General features: G+C 53.0%; 18 protein-coding genes. 6 read left to right on the top strand and 12 right to left on the bottom strand.

Annotated features, from left to right (window positions below; genetic code table 11):
• Positions 1–10: 10 nt before the first annotated feature.
• Positions 11–925 (top strand): pseudouridine-5'-phosphate glycosidase, encoded by a 915-nt coding sequence (locus tag BM231_RS17345; RefSeq protein ID WP_093521292.1) that lies wholly within the window; start codon positions 11–13, stop codon positions 923–925.
• A 394-nt stretch (positions 926–1319) separates the two neighbouring features.
• A complete protein-coding gene (locus BM231_RS17340; protein WP_093521548.1) occupies positions 1320–1787 on the top strand; it encodes a hypothetical protein in 468 nt (155 codons plus the stop codon).
• 69 nt (positions 1788–1856) lie between these two features.
• Here BM231_RS17340 and cckA read toward each other — a convergent pair whose 3' ends face one another.
• The 7 genes from cckA to flgB all read right to left on the bottom strand — a co-directional run bounded on the left by cckA (position 1857) and on the right by flgB (position 7962).
• Positions 1857–4421, bottom strand: a complete 2565-nt coding sequence (cckA, locus tag BM231_RS17335; RefSeq protein ID WP_093521291.1) for a cell cycle histidine kinase CckA — start codon at positions 4419–4421, stop codon at positions 1857–1859.
• A gap of 95 nt (positions 4422–4516) precedes the next feature.
• Positions 4517–5593 carry a flagellar biosynthesis protein FlhB gene (gene flhB / locus BM231_RS17330; RefSeq protein WP_063298045.1) on the bottom strand — a complete coding sequence of 359 codons (1077 nt, stop codon included), beginning with the start codon at positions 5591–5593 and terminating at the stop codon, positions 4517–4519.
• Positions 5594–5604: 11 nt separating this feature from the next.
• Entirely contained in the window at positions 5605–6378 is a 774-nt protein-coding gene (gene fliR, locus BM231_RS17325) for a flagellar biosynthetic protein FliR (RefSeq protein WP_093521290.1), read from the bottom strand.
• A 43-nt stretch (positions 6379–6421) separates the two neighbouring features.
• On the bottom strand, positions 6422–6688 hold the full coding sequence (gene fliQ, locus BM231_RS17320) for a flagellar biosynthesis protein FliQ (RefSeq protein WP_057462613.1): 267 nt from the start codon (positions 6686–6688) through the stop codon (positions 6422–6424).
• A 57-nt stretch (positions 6689–6745) separates the two neighbouring features.
• Complete coding sequence (gene fliE, locus BM231_RS17315) at positions 6746–7054, bottom strand: flagellar hook-basal body complex protein FliE (RefSeq protein WP_208860463.1); 309 nt, start codon at positions 7052–7054, stop codon at positions 6746–6748.
• 35 nt (positions 7055–7089) lie between these two features.
• Positions 7090–7500 carry a flagellar basal body rod protein FlgC gene (gene flgC / locus BM231_RS17310; RefSeq protein ID WP_108818255.1) on the bottom strand — a complete coding sequence of 137 codons (411 nt, stop codon included), beginning with the start codon at positions 7498–7500 and terminating at the stop codon, positions 7090–7092.
• 54 nt (positions 7501–7554) lie between these two features.
• On the bottom strand, positions 7555–7962 hold the full coding sequence (gene flgB, locus BM231_RS17305; RefSeq protein WP_093521289.1) for a flagellar basal body rod protein FlgB: 408 nt from the start codon (positions 7960–7962) through the stop codon (positions 7555–7557).
• 445 nt (positions 7963–8407) lie between these two features.
• On the opposite strand from flgB, the gene BM231_RS17300 reads away from it, so the two are divergent.
• Both BM231_RS17300 and fliP read left to right on the top strand, forming a co-directional pair.
• Positions 8408–9862, top strand: coding sequence for a flagellar biosynthetic protein FliO (locus BM231_RS17300; protein ID WP_093521288.1), 1455 nt, complete (start codon positions 8408–8410; stop codon positions 9860–9862).
• A gap of 10 nt (positions 9863–9872) precedes the next feature.
• Positions 9873–10634 carry a flagellar type III secretion system pore protein FliP gene (gene fliP, locus BM231_RS17295; RefSeq protein WP_208860462.1) on the top strand — a complete coding sequence of 254 codons (762 nt, stop codon included), beginning with the start codon at positions 9873–9875 and terminating at the stop codon, positions 10632–10634.
• Positions 10635–10719: 85 nt separating this feature from the next.
• Here the strand turns inward: fliP and BM231_RS17290 are convergent, their stop codons facing one another.
• From BM231_RS17290 to BM231_RS17270, 5 genes are all read right to left on the bottom strand, one after another.
• Positions 10720–14724, bottom strand: a complete 4005-nt coding sequence (locus tag BM231_RS17290) for a hypothetical protein (RefSeq protein WP_208860461.1) — start codon at positions 14722–14724, stop codon at positions 10720–10722.
• A 105-nt stretch (positions 14725–14829) separates the two neighbouring features.
• Positions 14830–15534: a MotE family protein gene (locus BM231_RS17285; protein ID WP_093521287.1), complete on the bottom strand. Its 705-nt coding sequence runs from the start codon at positions 15532–15534 to the stop codon at positions 14830–14832.
• Positions 15531–16097 (bottom strand): DUF6468 domain-containing protein, encoded by a 567-nt coding sequence (locus BM231_RS17280; RefSeq protein ID WP_093521286.1) that lies wholly within the window; start codon positions 16095–16097, stop codon positions 15531–15533. The genes BM231_RS17285 and BM231_RS17280 overlap by 4 nt, the downstream gene beginning before the upstream one ends.
• The gene (gene fliM, locus BM231_RS17275) at positions 16098–17321 is read right to left on the bottom strand and encodes a flagellar motor switch protein FliM (RefSeq protein WP_093521285.1); all 1224 of its coding nucleotides are present in this window, start codon (positions 17319–17321) and stop codon (positions 16098–16100) included.
• An 11-nt stretch (positions 17322–17332) separates the two neighbouring features.
• On the bottom strand, positions 17333–17830 hold the full coding sequence (locus BM231_RS17270; RefSeq protein WP_093521284.1) for a flagellar basal body-associated FliL family protein: 498 nt from the start codon (positions 17828–17830) through the stop codon (positions 17333–17335).
• A 279-nt stretch (positions 17831–18109) separates the two neighbouring features.
• Between BM231_RS17270 and flgF the strand changes: the two genes are divergently transcribed.
• Both flgF and flgG read left to right on the top strand, forming a co-directional pair.
• The gene (flgF, locus tag BM231_RS17265) at positions 18110–18850 is read left to right on the top strand and encodes a flagellar basal-body rod protein FlgF (RefSeq protein ID WP_063292781.1); all 741 of its coding nucleotides are present in this window, start codon (positions 18110–18112) and stop codon (positions 18848–18850) included.
• 11 nt (positions 18851–18861) lie between these two features.
• Positions 18862–19644: a flagellar basal-body rod protein FlgG gene (gene flgG / locus BM231_RS17260; protein WP_093521283.1), complete on the top strand. Its 783-nt coding sequence runs from the start codon at positions 18862–18864 to the stop codon at positions 19642–19644.
• The last annotated feature ends 11 nt before the right edge of the window (positions 19645–19655 follow it).

Below are 19655 nucleotides of genomic sequence, written 5' to 3'. Positions count from 1 at the left end.
TGGGAAAACCATGGGAAGTTCAATTAAAATCCATCATTCAAAAGAAGTTGCAGATGCTCTGAGCAATGGCGCCCCTATTGTTGCGCTGGAGTCCACCATCATTACCCATGGTATGCCGTATCCGCAAAACGTTGAGACTGCCCGCGAAGTAGAACAGATCATCCGCGACGGTGGCGCGGTCCCTGCAACAATCGCAGTGTTGAATGGTGAACTTCACGTAGGTCTGGAAGACAGCACTCTGGAAGAACTGGCAAACGCCAAAGACGTCATGAAGTGCTCCCGCGCAGATCTGTCCTTCGCTATGGCGCTGGGTAAAAACGGTTCCACAACCGTAGCCGCAACCATGATGGCGGCACACGCAGCTGGCATCCGCGTATTCGCAACCGGCGGCATCGGCGGTGTCCACAAGGGCGCAGAAACCAGCTTCGATATCTCAGCTGATCTGGATGAGCTGTCCCGCACTCCAGTTTGCGTTGTTTCCGCAGGCGCAAAAGCCCTGCTCGACATTCCAAAGACACTTGAAGTTCTGGAAACACGCGGCGTTCCGGTCATTGGGTTCAACTGTGAAAACGTACCAGCCTTCTGGTCTCGCGATTCAAAGATCAAAGCGCCTTACAGCCTGGACGATGCTTCCGACATCTCCAAACTGATCAAGTTCCGCGAAACATTTGGCGATCACGGCGGCATGCTGGTCACCAACCCGGTACCTGTAGAAGATGAAATTCCATCTGACGAAATGCAGGTGTTCATTGATGCATCCATTCAGGCAGCTGAAGAACAGAACGTCACCGGCAAGGAAGTAACACCGTTCGTGCTGCAAGACATTTTCGAGCGCACCAAGGGCCGCAGCCTTGCAACCAACATTGCGCTGGTTAAAAACAACGCAAAGCTTGCAACAAAAATCGCCTGTGGTTTGACTGCATAAGCAGCTTTTAAACCAAACAGAAATGCAAATCCGGGCTGGTCAATCCAACCCGGATTTTTTTATGGGCAATCTGCGTTGCTTCTTCGGCTCACCCCGACACTTTCAATCAACTCAAATCATGCAGAGACGTTCACAGCTCTTTGATCAAAAGATTCCGTTGTTTTTCGGTCCCGATTATTTTAGGTGTTCTAAAGCTATAGAACTTTACATCTCTGTGTTTCTATTGGCGCATCTGCATCTTGTGGTCATATAGTGCTCATCAAAACGCCATCTGGCGGGCATATGCGAGAAAGGCCGATCCCATTCATTGGGTGGCTCCATTGAAATCACGCCAAACAGAATTTCGCGGTTGGCGGCAGCTGCTTCTGTTTTTGTCACCCGCAGGATTTACGCTATGAAGAAACTTATTTTTATCGGATTAACTGCAGCTCTTGCAGCTTGCCAAAGCGGCCCATCCAATCGCAGCGGTCAGCCTGCCATTCGTGCAGACTCAGATTCCCAGCAGATTCAGATCAACGCGTCACCTGAAACTGTTCGCAAAACACTGGTAGACAGCGCAAGTGCACGCGGCACCATCGTGCAGCAGAATGAACCAAACATGGTGGTGATGGAAAGCTACGTGCGCGGCGAAAACGCTGTTTTGGATAACGAGTTCGGCGCCTCTGACTCTGGTGAGCGCGCATATCGTATTCGGGTGCGCTTCTCTGGCGCACAGTGCCGTACAAACGTTGTGCAGGACCTTGCCCTAGTCAATAACATCTACACCCCGCAAGAACAGTCTTTCCAACTTCCAGGCAATCCGGGATCCATGCAGAGCCTTCAGCGTTTGAAGGCCAATGCGGAATCATCTGCGGGCTGCTAAGCATCCAAGATTCAAAAAAGGCCGGAAAGCTTCCCAGCTCTCCGGCCTTTTGCATTAAAGAGCAAGAAACTAAGCACGCTCTTGCGTCTTGGCTTCCAGAGTTTCTTTCACAGTTGTTGCAAGCTGTTTAAGCGTGAACGGCTTCGGCAAGAAGGTGAAACTCTCCTCAGCAGGCAGGTTCTTCTCAAACGCATCCTCGGCATAACCAGAAACAAAGATGATCTTCAGGTCAGGACGCGTCTTGCGCAGCTCAATAAGCAGGCTTGGTCCATCCATCTCCGGCATCACCACATCAGAAACCACAAGGTCGACTGCCCCGCCGGTCTCTTCCATCACTTCCAGTGCCTCAGTGCCGGAACCAGCTTCAAACACCTCATAACCCCGGCCACTCAAGGCACGTGCAGCAAAGGCCCGCACAGCCTCTTCATCCTCAACAAGCAAGATGGTGGCAGAACCTGTCAGGTCTGCTTCGGTCACTTCCTGTTCCGGCTTAACCTCAACAACCTCTTCCTTCTCGGTGGAGATGTGACGTGGCAGGAAGATGCGGAACGTAGTGCCCACGCCAACTTCACTGGTGCAGAACACATAGCCGCCAGTCTGCTTCACAATGCCATAAACAGTTGAAAGCCCAAGCCCCGTTCCCTTACCAACATCTTTGGTCGAGAAGAACGGCTCAAAAATCTTGTCCATCACGTCCTGCGACATGCCGTGGCCGTTATCAGCAACCTCGATCAGCACATACTCACCCGCAGGCATACCGCGCGTATTTTCATAGGTTTTGGAAACAGCTTCTTCAACGTTGAGCGTACGAATAGAGACCTCACCGCCGCCTTCCATCGCATCACGGGCATTCACCGCAAGGTTGACGATCACCTGCTCAAGCTGGTTCACATCCGCCATCACAGGCCACAACTCGCGTCCATGAACAAGCTTCAGCTCAATCTTCTCCCCAAGCAAACGATCCAGCAAAATAGAAACATCTGCAAGCACATCCGCAAGTGCCAGCTCCTGCGGACGCAAGGTCTGACGACGCGAGAACGCAAGTAACTGACGCACAAGACCAGCGGCCCTGTTTGCATTCTGCTTGATGTTCATGATGTCCTGGAACGCCGGATCCGTTGGACGGTGGCTTGCCAGCAGCAGATCGGAAAACCCGATAATAGCTGTCAAAACGTTATTGAAATCATGTGCAACACCACCAGCCAGCTGACCGATCGCCTGCATCTTCTGGCTCTGGGCAAACTGAGCTTCAAGCGCGCGCTGCTGGGTGGTTTCCAGAACGTAGATCACCGCAGCATCTTCACCGGCCTGGCTGTCCTGTACTGCAGAAACGTAGAAGGTCGCGGAGCGCGGATCACCATTCCCTTTAAGCGAGACATCAAGCGGCGCAATCTCGCTCTTGCCCAGCGCAGCTTCTTCCAGCGCACTTTGCAGAGCAACACGGTCAGTTTCAACGACGAACTCGGTGAGCTTTACATCCTTGCCAAGGCCTTCACCCTGCTCAAACAAGCGCATGAACGGGCCATTGGTGCGTTCCACAAGACCATTCTTGTCGATAGAGGCAATCGCAACAGGCGTATTGTTGAAGAAGCGTGAGAAGCGAACCTCGGCAGCCCGCAGCGCTTCCTCATCATCATTGCCCGCAGAGCGATTGATCACAAGCGTACGACTGTCACCAGCAAGCCCATCAGCTCCAAACGGAACACGGTGCACTAGGCGCACAGGCAGACCGGTGCCATTGCGGGTCACCAGATCAATATCAAAGCTCTCGGTCTTAACTTCACCCTCAGAGCCCAGCAGCGCCTCAACAAGAGCCGCCCCTTCTCCGCGCACGATGTCTTTCAAAGACAGTTCGCCGGAGATGAATTGGGTCAGATCATAGCCAAGCCAGTCAGCAAGTGTCGCATTCAGGTAAACCAACTTGCCAGTGCTGTCCGAAGAGAAGAACCCACAGGGTGCATGATCGAGGAAATTGATAACTCGCTGCAGCTCCTGGAAGGAGTTTTCCTGTTCGGTTCGGTCACGAGTGATATCAGAGACCTGCCAGATGGTTATGCCGCTTTCAACGCCAACCGCAGCGTCCTGATCCAACGGCCTTACGCTAATACGGTACCAGCGCGCACCGCTGGCAACCTCACCAACCGCATTCGGCAGGCGCACTTCTTCTGTCGCGTAACGCCCGCTCCGCACCGCTTGCGACAGTCGGAAAATGGCATCAGCGGCATCCGGGTCTGACGAAAACACCCGCTCCACCGTGCGCACATCCGCAGGCCCACGGGCCCCCGTCAACTCAGCATAGGACTGGTTGGCGTAAATGATACGGCCATTGTGATCAGCGAGAAGCACGCCATCATCCAGTGAGTTCATGAAGGATTCAGCAAGCGGATTGCGATGAGTTTTAGAGATAAACCGCAAAAGCCCGATTGCCATAGCAAAGAGAGAAAACACCCCGACAACAGCCAGAACACCCAGAAGCCCGAGAATATAGGGCTCTGCCTGTTCTTTGCGCATTAACGCAAAGGCGGCTGTCGCTGCGACAAGGCCTAATGCAAGCAGCATCAAGGCCCCAAGGCTGCCGCCCTTGTCTGTCCTGTCTATCACCGGCTCAGGTCGCCGCGCTTCGGTCTTCGTCATCTTACCCTCTCTACGGCTGCCCCGCAGACGATTTGACTCCATCGCGCCATGAGAATAGTCCGCTCCAAAGCCGACACTCCGACACGCATGTGCCGTTAAGACCGCCAGCTCTTCTTTTTACGCAGCTGCATGACATAACCAATCACCTTAGCAACCGCGGCGTAGTGCTCCTCAGGCACATAATCATTCAATTCTATCGTTGCATACAACGCACGTGCCAGTGGTGGGTTCTCCACGATCGGCACATCAGATTCTTTCGCAACCTCTCGTATGCGGAGCGCCAGTTCATCCACCCCAAGCGCAACACATTGCGGTGCTCCCATGCCCTCTTCATAACTCAGGGCAACCGCGTAGTGGGTCGGGTTTGTAATAACAACCGTCGCATCCGGCACACTTGCCATCATTCTGTTGCGTGAACGCTGAAGGCGCAACTCTCGAATTTTGGCTTTAATCTTGGGATCACCCTCAGATTGCTTGTATTCCTCTTTCACTTCCTGCTGGGTCATCTTTTGCTTTTCGAACCATTTTTTCCGTTGCCACACCAAATCGGCTCCGGCAACAACAGTCATAAGCGCAAGAATTGCTCCAATCACCATAATAGCAAGTTCGCGGACCTCCTCCAGCACAAGGCCCGTTTCTCTGAACACCACTGTATCCAGACGGTCTCTTTCCGGCCACAGCACCAGAAAGACAACCACAGCAACCGCAATGATCTTCACAAGCCCTTTCAGAAAGTTCGCAAGGCTGTCTTTAGAGAACAACCTCTTCATTCCTGAAAGCGGCGAGATCTTGTTCAACTTCGGCTTCAACCGTTCAGCTGTCCAAAGTGGTTTGTGCTGAACCACATTGCCAACAACGGCAAGCACCAGAAGTGTGAGCAACGGCAGTGCCACCACACCAAGTATTTCGGGCCCAGTTATTTCTAAAAGGAAAACAAGAGCGCCCGGATCAACAGCAATCGTGTCTGCATGGGCAAAAAAGCCCTTTAAAATTGTAGAAATGCCCCCAACCATCGCAGGAGCAAGGAAAGAAATCACCAAAGCAGTCCCCAACAACGAGAACCAGGCACTCACTTCCTGCGATTTCGGTATGTCCCCTTTCTCGAATGCATCATCGAGCCGTTTTTGGGTGGGGTCCTCGGTTTTCTCCGAATCGTCGGTATCGTCAGCCATTACATCCCTCGTTAATTCAGCAGGAACGGCTGAAGCGCATTTCGGAACTCTGTCAGGTAGAAACCCATCAGCGTTGAAAGCAGCAGCAAGAAGATACCAAACCCAATCAGAATATTGACCGGCATGGCGATGAAGAAGATCTGCATCTGTGGCATCAGCTTGTTCAGCAGGCCCAGACTGAAGTAAAACACGATCCCGACTACGATGAACGGGGCCCCCATGCGAAGGGCGACAGAAAACATGTGCGACACCGTCGCAATCGCCTGTGCTGAGAGGTCGCCAACCGGCAGCGGATTACCTGGAGGGAACAGCGTGAAACTATCTTGCATGGCAGCAATCATCACGTAATGCAGGTTGGTCACAAACACCATGCAGATGCCAAGCACATTCAGGAAGTTGCCCATCAACGCGCCCTGCTGACCAGAGTTCGTTGCATCACCGCCCATCGCAAAAGCAAGGCCGGATTGGTTGGCCATGATCGTACCAGCAGTAGAAAGGGCGTAGGAAATCAGCTTCATCGACAGACCGATAAAGAACCCCACCAAAAGCTCCCCACCCAGCAAACCCAGCAGGCGCGGCAGACTGCTCATGGCATCTGGCGGATAAAGATTAGCATTGATGGGGGCCAGCACGTAAGTCATCAAAAGCGCGATGGTCAAACGGACACGGACTGGAATGAAGGATTCACCAAAGGCAGGCACGAGCATAAACATTGTGCCGATACGCGCAAACATCAGCAGGAAACCCATAACGATCACCGGTAGAAAATCCAGATTGACCGTCACAAATTTGCCCCCAGAATGCGCGCCGCCCTGCGCTGTATCTCGCTCAATATCCGGAGATAATCAACCCGGCAATGCGGTTTGTAAAAGAATTCATCAACTCCCCCATGAAAGGAAGTGTCACGAGCAACGCAATAAAGATACTCAGGATCTTAGGAACAAACACCAGCGTCTGTTCCTGAATTTGTGTCAGCGCCTGAAACAGCGCAACAATCACACCAACCAGAAGCCCGATAAGCATCACAGGAGACGACACCAGAATAAGCGTCCATATGCCCTCGCTGGCAATATCCAGCACTTCTGCTCCGCTCATCCTGCTTTAACCACCCTCTCGCTCATCATCTTGGCACCGACACATATAGCCAAGCTGTTAGATTGGCATCCGCATAATTTCTTCATACGCAGAAATAACGCGATCACGAACCGAAACGACGGTCTCCAGAGCAAGCTCAGTTTCGGCAACCGCTGTCACCACATCCACCACATTGGCTTTGCCCTGCAACAGGTTAAGGGACTGCACATCAGCAACCTGACCACCCTCGTTGATCTCGCTGATTGCAGACTGAACCATATTGCCAAAAGCACCGCTTTTGTCACCGCTCTCACTGGCAGCTTCAAGTGGATTGCTCAGTTTTGCTGTGTTTGCATAAGCACTTGCAGCAATAGAAGCATTAGACATGATTGTATCTCCTTCCGGTGTCAGCCAACCGGTCATCAACCTCTAAGAATATCGAGTGTTTTCTGCATCATGGAACGTGAAGACTTCACCACATTCAGGTTCGCTTCATAAGAGCGGGTCGCTTCCTGCATATCCGCCATCTCAACCAGCGTACTCACATTCGGCATCTTCACATAGCCTTTGTCATTGGCCGCCGGATGGTCCGGCTCATACCGAAGCTTGAACTCACTCTGGTCTTCACGCACCTTGCCAAGCTTCACCAGCTCAGCTTCCACCTTGCTGTCAAAGCTGTTTGTGAATGTAGGAACCTTGCGGCGATACGGATCCTCACCCGGTGTCTGGCCGGTGGAATCTGCGTTGGCAATGTTCTCTGCGATCACCCGCATGCGACCTGTCTGAGCCTTCAGCCCGGACGCCGCAATAAACATCGACTTAATAAAATCCATGGGTTCCTCCCACACTAACCTCAGTGCTCATCACACCAAGGCAACTGCTCTCACTCATCGTCTAAGCGCGGTCTTGAACATGCCAAGGCTGCGCGTATAGAGGCTTGTTGCTGTCTGATAGTCGATCTGGTTCTCGGCGATCTTCATCATCTGCTCTTCAAGAACCACACTGTTGCCGTCTGGGGTTCTTTCAAAGCTGGAAGCCTTGCTTACTTTCGTCCCGACACCAGCGCTGATCCCACCACTTGTGATGTGCCCGGCATTGGTTGCCACAGGGCGCAAGGCTCCAGCTCCAGCCTCGGCCTGGACCATGTCACCAAAGCTCAGATCCTTCAGGTCCTTGCTGCGGTAACCAGGCGTATCTGCATTGGCAACATTTTCCGCCAGTACACCCTGACGTTGTTGGTGCCACTGCATCTTTTGGCGCAATGCCTGAAACATCGGAAGATCAGTTAAGGCCATCTGACAGCACAACCTATGAGAACAGATTTGGTAAATTAAACTAGGTAGAAAGTGCCTAGGCAATGGTTAACAAAAAGTTAATGTTAAGGTTCTATTAATATTTACACACCGAAGAATCCTTAAAAAGCAGAGCACTACCTAAATTCCGAGCACATCAGAGCACTGAAAAGAATCATAGGCTTTAGCACCTATTAAGAATTGTGGCCTGAGACGTGGAAAAATTTGCCGAGCCAGCAAAATTCACCCGTCCAAAAGTGGAATTTCGTGATTTTCGCGTAAAAACTCGGGTAACGCCACTAACTTCATCCCTGTGAACTGTTCATTCTACATAAACTATAGGTTACAAATGCGCGCATGAGTTAATGCGGGGATTCGTACCCCAATTCCGGGCTGTTTAGTCTAAAGAGCAGTCCGCTGAATGTTGAATACGAGTTGAGGAACATTCATGCCTGACTGGCTGGCCCAAACCACTGGTATGTCGCAGGGAAGCGCCCAGCTTCTTGCTGTCGTACTGGCGATGTTGATTATCGCGGTTCTCATTGCGGTCTGCATCCCGCTTTTGAAGCGCTTAGCAAGAACCAGTTACAAGGGGTCGCGAAGTCGCCAACCTCGTCTTGCAATCATGGATGCAACCGATATTGATGCGCGGCGCAGATTACTGCTTGTCCGCCGAGACAATGTTGAGCACCTCATTATGATTGGGGGCGCCAACGACGTTGTTGTTGAACAAGGCATCATCCGCGGCATGCCGGTCTCGGCCCCGCCTCGCGGGCAGATGTTTACTGGCAACGGGCAAGTCGGCACCACACCGGCAACACCAGAACAAACACCCTCTTCAGAAGAACCAACAGCACGCTTGAACTGGGGTGAAGAAGCAACACCTGCAGCGGCAGAGGTGAAACCTGCACTTGCAAGCCGCCCTGCCCCAAAGCAGCAGCCTGAAGTAAAGACACCTGCACAACCTGTCGCGACAGCACCTGCCCCGGCACCAGCAGCAATCAAAGAAAAAGTTGCTACTGTGCCTCAGGCAGCACCAGTCCCTCAAGCTGCAGCAACAGGGCACATGGCATCTGCGCGCCCGGTAAGACCAGCTGCCCCAGCACCGGCAAGCGCGCCAGCAGGCAGACCAGCTGCCTTGCAGACGCCAACCATTGGCGGCGCACGTGGTGTTCAAAAAGTAGCGGCACGGCCAATCACAGCACGCCCGTCTCCAGCGCGTCCGGCCTCACCACGCTCACTCAGCCCATCACAGCCAAGCCCAGCCGTGAAGCAGGCGGAGCCGATCGCGCCAGTACTAGAGAAAACTGCAGAAAAACCTGCGCCTAAACCGGAAGCGCCACAGCCAGAAGCACCGGCAGCATCCAAGCCTATTCCAAATGCAGCAATGAAACCGCCTTTGAATGGTCCGGCAGCAAACGCAGCAAGTGCCTTCATGCGCCCGCGGGTAACTGAGACGCCAGCCAAAGTGCAGGAAGAGAAAAAAGACGAGCCAAAGCCTGAGGCTGCAGTCGAAAAGCCTGTCGCAAAAGCTGAAGCTGCCCCTGAAAAGCCCGCGCTGAAGCCAGAAGAGGCAAAAGCTGACGCAGCACCAGTGGCCAAGCCAGCGGAAAAAGCAGAGGCAACGCCAACACCTGCTGCGGAGCAAAAGCCTGAACCAGCCAAGGCAAAGCAAAAAGCCGCCAGCAAAGCAAAAGACAAGAAGCCAGCTAAGTCGGAAAAAGCACCTGAAGCTGAGAAACCAGTAAAACAGGAAGAGAAGGCAGAAAAGCCTGTGACTTCCGAAACTGCTCCTAAAAAAGCAGAGAAAACATCACCTAAAGACGATCCCAGCGAAGCCGCCGATGGCATCGCAAAGGAAATGGCAGACCTGCTAGATGACATTGAGGCCAACACAAAATAATTTAGCAGGAATGATAAAAGCAAAGCTGAGCGAAAACAAAGGCCGACTAGGGCTTTTGGGTTTCGCTCTCTTGCTTTTCTGGTTCGGTCCTGCTGCTGCCCAAAGCATTTCAATTGATTTTGGAGGCGGGGAAGGCAACTCTGTAACAGAACGTGCAGTTCAGCTGGTCATGCTGCTCACGGTGCTCTCACTGGCACCGAGCATCCTGATCATGGTGACGAGCTTCACACGTATAGTCGTGGTTCTTTCACTGCTCCGCTCTGCAATCGGGCTTCAAACCGCACCACCAAACGCGGTTATGCTATCCCTTGCCATGTTCCTGACAGCCTTCGTTATGGCCCCTGCCTTTGAAACCGCTTGGGATCTGGGCGCAAAGCCAATGATCGAAGGCACCATCGATCCGCAAGAAGCATTCAACCGAGCATCCGAACCCTTTCACCAGTTCATGCGTCAGCAAGTACGCGAATCTGATCTCCTGCTCTTTCAGGAACTTGCAAAGGCCCCTGCCCCGGAAACCCCGGAAGACCTGAGCCTGCGCGTTCTGGTGCCAGCCTTCATGATCAGCGAGTTGCGCCGAGCCTTTGAAATTGGCTTCCTGCTCTACCTGCCGTTCCTCATCATCGATCTCGTGATTGCATCAGTCCTGATGTCCATGGGTATGATGATGCTGCCCCCAATCGTGATCTCACTGCCGTTCAAGCTCATCTTCTTTGTGCTCGTAGACGGCTGGCAATTGATCGCAGGCAGCCTGGTCCGAAGTTTCGGCGGTTAGCCTCTTCCCCGTTCAGCCAGACATCAAGCAAAAACACCGCATGAAAGATCATGCGGTGTTAAAACTGTTTCTACAACGAAGCTGCTTAAGCAGCTCCCCCATCGCCATCCTCAGGATAAAGCCATGCTTCCTCAGTCGGAATAATCGGCGTTGCTGAGAGGTATTGGCGTCTGTACTCCTCAAGGAAGGAGACCAGACTATCCCCGCCGCCAACCGACTTGGCAACATTCAGGAACTCGACGCCGCGATCATCGATAGGCCGCGTCACAATCTCAAATGTTTCAGCCTGTGGAGACTCGCTCATTTTCTGCGAGTACTTCTGGCGTAGTCGCTCAAGACCCAAGCTGTCTTCAGCCAGCGTATAGGCAATCGCCGCGCGGATAACATCAACGCGCTCATGGTCAGCAAGCGGCACTTCATCAGACCAGCGACTTCCGTTCATTTGCTCCAGCTGCTCGCCAGCCTTCCGCCAGGACCGCGCCGACCAGAGTGTATCAGCTCGCAAACGATCCACGTCGGACCCAGACATATTACGCACCAGCTCCAGGGCAAGATCAGGACGCCCGCTTTCACTCAATGCACGCGCCTCAACAATATTCCGCTGGCGCTGCAAAGCAGCTGGTAACTGCCCCTGACGCGTTTGCGAAAGCACCCGCAGTGCTTCTTCCGGCTTCCGGTTCAGCAGATAAACAACAGCCAGATCTGCTGCGATTTGAGCGCGTGCAGCCCCCTTCAATCGCTTATCGATCTGGTGCCGCAAAACAGAGGCAGCCTGATCCAGCAAGTCCATATCAATCAGACGACTAGCCAGCATCCGCGCCATCTCATCACCTTGACGGCCAGCAGGCACCAGCTCACGGAAGTCATAAAACAGCGCAAGCGCTTTCACAGGCTCCAGAGCTTGCGCTCTGCCTTCAAGAAACAGCGTCGCAAAAACAGACCCCATTTCCTGCTGAATGTTCGAGGTGATCTCTGCCCCTGCATCAGATTGCACAGCCTGAGACATCGCCTCAAAGGCCCGGCGGTAGTTGCCTTCCTGCGCATGCAACTGAGCCATCAACCGCAAAGTCTTCAGCTCAGTTTCATCACCACGCCACGACGCAGCAAGCCCCTCGAGCTCGGAGAGAGCTTCATCCGCATCAATCAAACCATCCCGATACCGCAGCTTCACACTAAGGAACTTGGCTTCTGCAGCCTCCGGCCCATCACTGGAGCGCACCACAAGGTCATACACATCCAGCGCTTCCTGAGAACGCCCAGAAGCATCTGCAATCCGTCCGCGCAGCAAGTCATACTGAATGGCCTGCTCTTCATTCACATCAGAAGGCTCAATCTGCGACAACGCCCCAAGTGCACGCCCATAGTTTCCAAGCGCCAAATGCGTCTTGGCAGCTGCTAGGTTGAAGTACACCTGCAACATCACCGGATAATTGGCCATAACAGCCAGCCCGCGCCCAAGATTTGCATGAGCGCCCTGCCAGTCCCCTAAAGAGGAATGCGCAAAGGTCCGCCACACTGCAGCATCAGGACTGCTGGCAAGTTCAGGAGCTGCAAGATACTCGAGCGCCTCACCCGGTCGCGACGCCAACATCTGCGCAGCGCCCATCATCACGTTGAAGGTGGCATCTTTCTCGATGAGAGGATCGTCCTCTTCCATGATTCGCAAGGTGCCAATAGCTTCCTGCGCAAACCCGCTGGAGAGGAAAAACCGTGCCATGTCCAGCCGCGGGCCACTCAACTGCTCCGGATCAGCCTTCGCAATCGCATCTTCATGCGCCCGAAGGCCCTGCATGTAATCCTCAGGCTTTTGCTGGTCCAGCTGTGCAAATTCAATCAGGCCCGGCTGTGTTGGGTCTTTAACATGAGCACCAATCGTCGTGCCTTTGGAAAGACCACGGTTCGAAATCTTCAACCCGTCAGGTCTGGAGATCACAAGATCTTCGCCCGACAATTCAACATCAATACCATCAGCACTCGGAACAACGGCAAGTCCCTGAGAGCTGCGCAGGATCTGAACCTGAGGGAACCGGTGCGACTTCAAAATTCCACGAACAGGTGCCGGACCGCTGACCACATAAATCCGGTCGCCGACGCTCTTGTCAGTCAGCACATGCAATCGCCCACTTGCACCAAACGGCAGGCGCAGAACATTCGAGCCATCACCCTGCACATTCCGCTCAACATCAACCGGTTCAGTCTTTGTCGAGATCGACGGCCCTAGAGTGATCGCCCATGCATCATCCTGATACTCAATGGAGATCAACGTGGTCCGCTTCAGGTCAAACCGTAGCACCTGTGCGCCATCAACTTCATCAAGTTCCACCTTGCGCGCAAGATCACTCAAAACGGCTGGAATACCGCGCCCGTCCAGATGTTCCTCACTGTCGAACACCGCCCAAACCTTTTCATCTCGGCGGAAAACAGCAGCACCAACCTCGTGCTCAAACGGAAACACCAGACGAACGGTATCACCAATACGATACGTCTCAACACCAACAACACGCGCTGCAGCGTCGTTCTCTTCCTGAATAATTGTTTCAGCAGAAGCACGACGCGCAATCGGCAGCTCCTCTTCCGCATCAGCAACAACAGCTGCGGCAGCCGGAACAGCAGCCGCGCGTGCATCCTGTTCAGAAGCAGGCGTTACTGGTATCGAGGTCTGCCCCCCTGCATTCACAACCTCAGCAATGAGATCGGTCTCTGGAATCACCTCAGCAACAGGTGCCACATCAGTTTCAGGCGCTGGCTCAGGTTTCACACGGCGAACAGGTTGCGCATTTACAACAACAGCTTCAACGGGCTCAGGCTCCTTGCCAACCTCAGCCTGCAAGTCTTCTTCCGAAGGCTTTGATTGAGGAATGTCAGCTGGAGCCAACCGGTCAACCGGATCGCCAATGCGTTCCAATTCCGGCTTTGCAACCGGCAACGGCATCTGCGGAAAATCAAGGCCATCATTCACGCTGGTTTGAGCCGTCTGAACAGGTTGAGGCGTCGGAAACAGACTTCCCGGAGCAGCAACCGGAGCCTGATCAACAACAGCAGACACGGCAGGCGCAATTGCAGAAGGTGCAGCATCTTTAGTGCCAAGCGTATTTATAACATTTGATGCACCTTGCGGCACATCATCATTGCCAAAAAGCTCATCTCTAACTTCGGTGACACGCGGATCCAGCTGGCCGATGTCTTCAGGCGTGACATCAACAATAAGCTGCTTACCTTCCTGAAAAGATCGCACATCAACACTCGGATCAACAATCATGTTGAAGATCAGATCATTGTCACGGGTTTTGGAACCAACATCCAACACAGTCCCCGGCAAACTAGCCTTGAACTGAGACAGATCCAGATCAGCAGCCTGATCAAACTTGACGCGGATATTGTTTCCGTTGCGCTCAAACGCACTGCCAACCTGCACATTCCAATCAAAGATCAGACGTGTAAATGTTGGGTGCGTACCAATCCGCAGCTTGACCTTGATCTCCTGATCTTCAAGTGCGTTTGCTTCTTCCAGCACACGAATACGCTCAAGCGCTTCCGCAGCCCGCCGGGCGAGCTCATCAACCACATCCTGCGGTAAGGATGGAGGCCGACCTTCATAACTGGCTGGAAGCAGATCAATAAAGAGCTTCTCTCCAGCTTCCATACTGTTGATGTTAACCGGCTGTCGCAATGCGAAACGCAACGCAGCGCCATCAGGATCAGCACGAGCAATGGAGATGTAATCCATCAAAGCTTCCGGCACATCATCAACATCCGCTTCAATGCCTTCCGGAAAGGAGATCCGCAGGACACTGGTGGAAATGGAAGCTTCATAGGGAGGTAACAACGAGCGATCCGGGAATGTGATCACCATACGGGCAAAATTGCCAGTGTCTTCAACTTCAAGCACAGCAGAAGCTGGCTCAGCCCAAGCACTTAAAACACTGCCCCCAAGAGCAGTTGTGGCGAGCATGAAGGAGACAAGCCAAGCCTTACCCTTTACCCTCACAATGCGTGCTCCATGCAATGCACGGCGCGGCAAAAAAGGTAAAGTGGCGCGCAGAAAGGAATGCTTCTGCTTATCCTTAAGGTCGCCCCCAAAATCGCCCATGCCCGATTCTTACTCCTAAAATTAATTAGGTATCTGTAACAATTGGCTATTAACGCAAGCTTACAGACTCCTGAGCCAAGAGCGAAAAACCGCCAATTTGCTCAGTTAATTCCCCTGAATCTTCGGAAGAATTGTGGAAGTCGTCTTCACATTGCGGCTCTCGCCTGCAGCCAGTGCAATTGTTAACTGCTCTGCCATTTCCGGATCCATCTCAGAAAGCACATCCGCCATCTTCCGCGGCTGCATCTCCTTCACCACTTTCAACATGATGTCCAGGTCCAGACGGTTGAAGATCCGGGCAGCGTTTTTAGCCTTCATGCTTTCATAGATCTTCACCAGATCCAGGATCTCTTCCGCAGCCTGCTTTTCCTTGCGCTCAACTTCAGAATCAATCTTCGCTTCAAGTGCCTTAAGCTCCTGAAAACGCTTATTCAAACGCGCTTCAGCAGCAGCAAGAACCTGCTCGCGAAGCTCCAGATCATTTTCACGTTGGTTCAGCACGTCACGGCGATTACCAAGACTATTGAGAACGGCAAGTTCAGAAACAGAGTTCGTTGGAACACCACTTTCCTTCACACCACTCGCATTTTGAGCAACCTGAATCTTTCGCGCACCGGATGGGTTGGGAAGAACGTTTGGAGTAGCTGGTGCTGGTGCCTCTTCCTCAACCTTCGCGACTTCTGACTGCTGAGCATCCGCAACCCGAACAGCACCAAGCGGATAGGTGCCGCCTAAAAAGAAACCAAGCAACTTCAATACCAGAAGGGCACTACCGGCAAATACGACAATCGGAAGGAGCCTTAGTTTCATGCTACGCGGTCCTGCGCTTGTCTGCGGAAGCGCTCAAGGCGCGCAGCTGATTCATTTGCAGCTTCACGAATGTCACGGGTCACAGAACGGGTCGCAGCTTTCGGGGCTGGTGCACTGCGCGTCTCTGCCGGATGCATCGTTTCCTGCTCCGCAATGATCCCGGCAGCAAGTCCCTCCGCTGCGGTTTCATACGTGCGAGATACCGGGCCTGCTGGCGCGGCCACACGGGTATCACGATCAGCAAGTGCACGATCTGCAACACCACCAATGCGGTCCAGCACATCCTCACCTGCTCCCAACTGATCAGTCAGTTTGCGGGAAACCGCCTCAGCTTCGCCCAAACGCACACCAAGCGTACGGTCCGCATTTCCACACGTCGACTTGAGACCCATGATCGCACGCTCTGCAATTTCAGTCGCTGTAATCAGCTCCGAAATGGTTGCGCGCAAGGACTCTTCGTCAGAGCGGAGACGGCTTAGGCGACGGTTGAGTGTCCAGCAATACCCAATGGTAATCACAAGAAGAACCGCAACGATGCATTCAATAATAAGACCTAGGGACATCTAGTTTGTCTCCAGTTCGCTTTGCAGGGACTTTTCAAAAGCGGCGAGCGTCATTTTCGGTTGCTTCAGCTTCTTTGAAATTTCGATGGAAATTCGGTCATCAACATGGCCCATCAGGCCTTCTGTCAAAGCCACTCCCCCGCACTTCACCTGAACAGGATCACGAGGACCGGTATCAAACAGCAAGGTCTGACCAACTTCCAGATTCAACACCCGCTGGAGCGGGATTGTATTTTCATAAAGGACAGCATCAACCTGCACTTCTGAGGAATAAACCTCAGTGGCAAGGTGCTCTTCCCAAATAGGATCACGCCCGAACTTCTCACCCATGAACATCTGCAGGAGCAGGTCACGGATTGGCTCAAGGGTCGCGTAAGGCAGCACAATTTCAACTTTACCGCCACGGTCTTCCATATCGATGCGCAGCTCAACCATGATGGCGGCATTCGCAGGACGGGAAATCGCGGCAAAGCGTGGGTTCGTTTCCAAACGCTCAAGCGGGAAGCTCACAGGGGACAGAGGTCCAAAAGCCTGCTCCGCATCCAGCAGGATAATCTCAATCATCCGGCGCACCAGATTGCTTTCAATCGTGGTATATGGCCGCCCCTCAACGCGCGTTGGTGAAGATCCACGACCACCACCAAGCAACACATCAATGATGGAATAGATCAGAGAGCTCTCAACAGTAACAAGCCCGAACCCATCCCATTCCTTGGCCTTGAAAACACCAAGGATTGCAGGAAGTGGAATTGAGTTCAGGTAGTCACCAAAACGCACATTGGTCATGGAGTCCAAAGAGACTTCAACATTATCCGATGTGAAATTTCGCAGAGATGTTGTGGTGAGACGTACGAGACGGTCAAACACGATCTCCAGCATCGGCAGGCGCTCATAAGACACCATTGCCGAATTGATCAGCGCACGAATACCACCTTCATCACCAGCCAGAGACCCATCCAGCGTAAAGCCCAGAAGATTGTCGATCTCTTCCTGATTCAGAATACGGTCCGCACCACGAGACGCACTCTCAAGGTCCGGCTCGCTGTCGTCGATCATTGCAGCCCATTGAGCTGCGGCCTCTTCACCGCCTTCTACGCCTTGCTCCTGCAGCGCAGCGCCCCACGCCGCCGCAAGATCCTCATCACTGTCACCACCCTCTGCTTCAGAAAGGGCTGTGTCCCAGGCATCATCCATATTTTCAGGGAGAGTATCGGTATCTGACATATGCCGCTCCCCTACTGGATCAGGATCTCTTTAAAGAGAACCCCTTCAACCTTGGCTGGATAGATTGCAGAGTTGATGCGACGCAGAAGCTGCTCCTTCAAGCGGAACAATCCGGCAGATCCTTCAAGATCAGCAGGGCGCAACTCACGCAGATAAATCTGGAAAGCATCAAGAATGCGCGGAAGATAAGGCTCTACCTGAGAAACCATGCTATCGCTCTCAACTTCCAGTGCGATGCGGACTTTCAGATAGGTCGTGCGGCCTTGAGTAGAGAGATTCACCGTCATTTCTGGCAGATCGTAAAAAACGACAGGCTTGGTTTGGATCTGCTCAACAGTGCCATCCGCTCGCTTGACGGTGGCTGTGTCGCCCAGATCAATCCAGTCCATTACATATGCACCGCCCACACCAAGGGTTAACAGCAAGACGCCAGCAATCGCTCCGATAACGATCTTGCGTTTGCCGGACTTACCTTCATCCTCAGTATTTTGCAGTTCCGCATCTGCCATTTTTGCGTCCCGGTGAATCGCAATTAAAAGTTTAGTAACTGTTAATGCAACCTAATTGGTTAACACTGATTACCGAATGGTTAATACCGTCATTACTAAGCAATTTTTGCCCACTAGGAAATTAAAGTAGGCATATTTTATCAAATACTTAACAGATAATTTGCGCTTCCCTCCGTCAAAACAGCAGAATTCAGCCAAAGTTTCAAACTGGCACAACTCCTGCAAGAACCTTGGCGCTGCGGGTCTGGGGAGACCTGTTGCAATGCTGGGGAGCATAAAATGGAAAACGCACAGCTGATCGGCTTATCACGCCAAAGTGCCCTTCGTCGGAACTTGGATGTGGTGGCCAACAATCTGGCTAACATCAATACGACTGGCTACAAGGCTCAAAGGCTTATCTTTGAAGAATTCTTGATGCCAACCGCGCAGGCGACTGAATTTCAGCGTCCGGATCGCCCTTTGTCCTTTACGCAGGACGTAGGGACAGCAACAGTTCTGACACAGGGCTCGATCCAGCTGACAGGTAATCCGCTGGACGTCGCAATCGAAGGTGACGGCTATCTAGCTGTGACTGGCGCAGGCGGTGAGCAGCTTTACACCCGCTCAGGCAGCCTAGCCATTGATCCTGAGGGCACGCTCGTAACAGATGCAGGCCTGCCAGTTCTCGCTGACGGCGCTCCAATCCAAATCAATCCAGAAGATGGTGAAATCACCATCACCAAAGAAGGCGTGATCTCCACCCCACAGGCCCAGCTTGGCCGATTGGATGTCTACACTTTCGACAACCGCCAAGAGCTTTTGCACGTTGGCACAAACCTGTTTTCCGGCTTGAACCCAATCCCAGCAAATAACCCGACTGTCGTCCAGGGCGCCCTTGAAGGCTCCAACGTGGAAGGCATTCAGGAAATCTCCCGCATGATTGAAATCACCCGTCAATACAAAAGCGTGTCCAAGATGATGTCGCAGCGCAACGAACTTCGTCAGCGCTCCATCCGCGAACTTGGATCGGTTGAAGCTTAAGGAACAGCCCAATGAAAGCCCTTCACATCGCCGCAACCGGCATGAAAGCTCAGGAACTGAACGTCGAAGTTATTTCGAACAACGTGGCCAACATGCGCACCACTGGCTACAAGCGCCAGCGCGCAGACTTTCAGGATCTGCTCTACGAAAACCAGCGCCGCATGGGCACCGAAACATCCGATGCAGGCACAATCGTTCCAAACGGCGTGCAAATCGGCTCCGGTGTACGCACAGCAGCCACCACACGCATCATGTCTCCAGGCTCCGTGACCCAGACGGGCAACGAGTACGACATAACAATTCGCGGCGAAGGCTTCTTCCAGATCCAACGTCCGGACGGTACAACTGGCTACACCCGCGACGGCTCCTTCGCACGCTCCCAGACTGGCCAGCTCGTCACCAAAGACGGCTATGCAGTTCAGCCTGGAATCACAATTCCGGACAACGCCCGCGATCTGACAATCAACGTCCAAGGCCTCGTGCAGGCCATGGACGACAACGATCAGGTGCTGAACCTCGGGCAGCTCGAAATCGCCCGCTTCACAAACAAAGCTGGCCTTGAGGCAATTGGCGACAACCTCTTTCTGGAAACACCGGCAAGCGGCCCGCCACAGACAGACAACCCGGGCAACGCAGGCTTTGGCAACATCCTCCAGCGCCATCTTGAATCATCCAACGTTGATGCCGTGACAGAGCTTTCCAATCTGATTTCAGCTCAGCGCGCTTACGAGATGAACTCCAAGATCATCAAAGCAGCCGATGAGATGTACTCCACCACAACGAACCTTCGCTAGGAGTTGAGTTG

The sequence above is a fragment of the Pseudovibrio ascidiaceicola genome, from assembly GCF_900114245.1.
Classification (GTDB): domain Bacteria; phylum Pseudomonadota; class Alphaproteobacteria; order Rhizobiales; family Stappiaceae; genus Pseudovibrio; species Pseudovibrio ascidiaceicola.
This window is presented reverse-complemented; position numbering and strand designations above follow the sequence as displayed.

What these genes read in the sequence shown, in the direction of transcription:
- fliQ (WP_057462613.1), bottom strand. Translation starts at nt 6,688, where the DNA reads ATGAGCGGAGCAGAAGTGCTGGATATTGCCAGCGAGGGCATATGGACG.
- BM231_RS17340 (WP_093521548.1), top strand. Translation starts at nt 1,320, where the DNA reads ATGAAGAAACTTATTTTTATCGGATTAACTGCAGCTCTTGCAGCTTGC.
- BM231_RS17285 (WP_093521287.1), bottom strand. Translation starts at nt 15,534, where the DNA reads ATGAAACTAAGGCTCCTTCCGATTGTCGTATTTGCCGGTAGTGCCCTT.
- BM231_RS17290 (WP_208860461.1), bottom strand. Translation starts at nt 14,724, where the DNA reads ATGGGCGATTTTGGGGGCGACCTTAAGGATAAGCAGAAGCATTCCTTT.
- fliM (WP_093521285.1), bottom strand. Translation starts at nt 17,321, where the DNA reads ATGTCAGATACCGATACTCTCCCTGAAAATATGGATGATGCCTGGGAC.
- cckA (WP_093521291.1), bottom strand. Translation starts at nt 4,421, where the DNA reads ATGACGAAGACCGAAGCGCGGCGACCTGAGCCGGTGATAGACAGGACA.
- fliP (WP_208860462.1), top strand. Translation starts at nt 9,873, where the DNA reads ATGATAAAAGCAAAGCTGAGCGAAAACAAAGGCCGACTAGGGCTTTTG.
- BM231_RS17270 (WP_093521284.1), bottom strand. Translation starts at nt 17,830, where the DNA reads ATGGCAGATGCGGAACTGCAAAATACTGAGGATGAAGGTAAGTCCGGC.
- flgC (WP_108818255.1), bottom strand. Translation starts at nt 7,500, where the DNA reads ATGGATTTTATTAAGTCGATGTTTATTGCGGCGTCCGGGCTGAAGGCT.
- BM231_RS17300 (WP_093521288.1), top strand. Translation starts at nt 8,408, where the DNA reads ATGCCTGACTGGCTGGCCCAAACCACTGGTATGTCGCAGGGAAGCGCC.
- fliE (WP_208860463.1), bottom strand. Translation starts at nt 7,054, where the DNA reads ATGTCTAATGCTTCTATTGCTGCAAGTGCTTATGCAAACACAGCAAAA.
- flhB (WP_063298045.1), bottom strand. Translation starts at nt 5,593, where the DNA reads ATGGCTGACGATACCGACGATTCGGAGAAAACCGAGGACCCCACCCAA.
- flgF (WP_063292781.1), top strand. Translation starts at nt 18,110, where the DNA reads ATGGAAAACGCACAGCTGATCGGCTTATCACGCCAAAGTGCCCTTCGT.
- flgG (WP_093521283.1), top strand. Translation starts at nt 18,862, where the DNA reads ATGAAAGCCCTTCACATCGCCGCAACCGGCATGAAAGCTCAGGAACTG.
- BM231_RS17280 (WP_093521286.1), bottom strand. Translation starts at nt 16,097, where the DNA reads ATGTCCCTAGGTCTTATTATTGAATGCATCGTTGCGGTTCTTCTTGTG.
- flgB (WP_093521289.1), bottom strand. Translation starts at nt 7,962, where the DNA reads ATGGCCTTAACTGATCTTCCGATGTTTCAGGCATTGCGCCAAAAGATG.
- BM231_RS17345 (WP_093521292.1), top strand. Translation starts at nt 11, where the DNA reads ATGGGAAGTTCAATTAAAATCCATCATTCAAAAGAAGTTGCAGATGCT.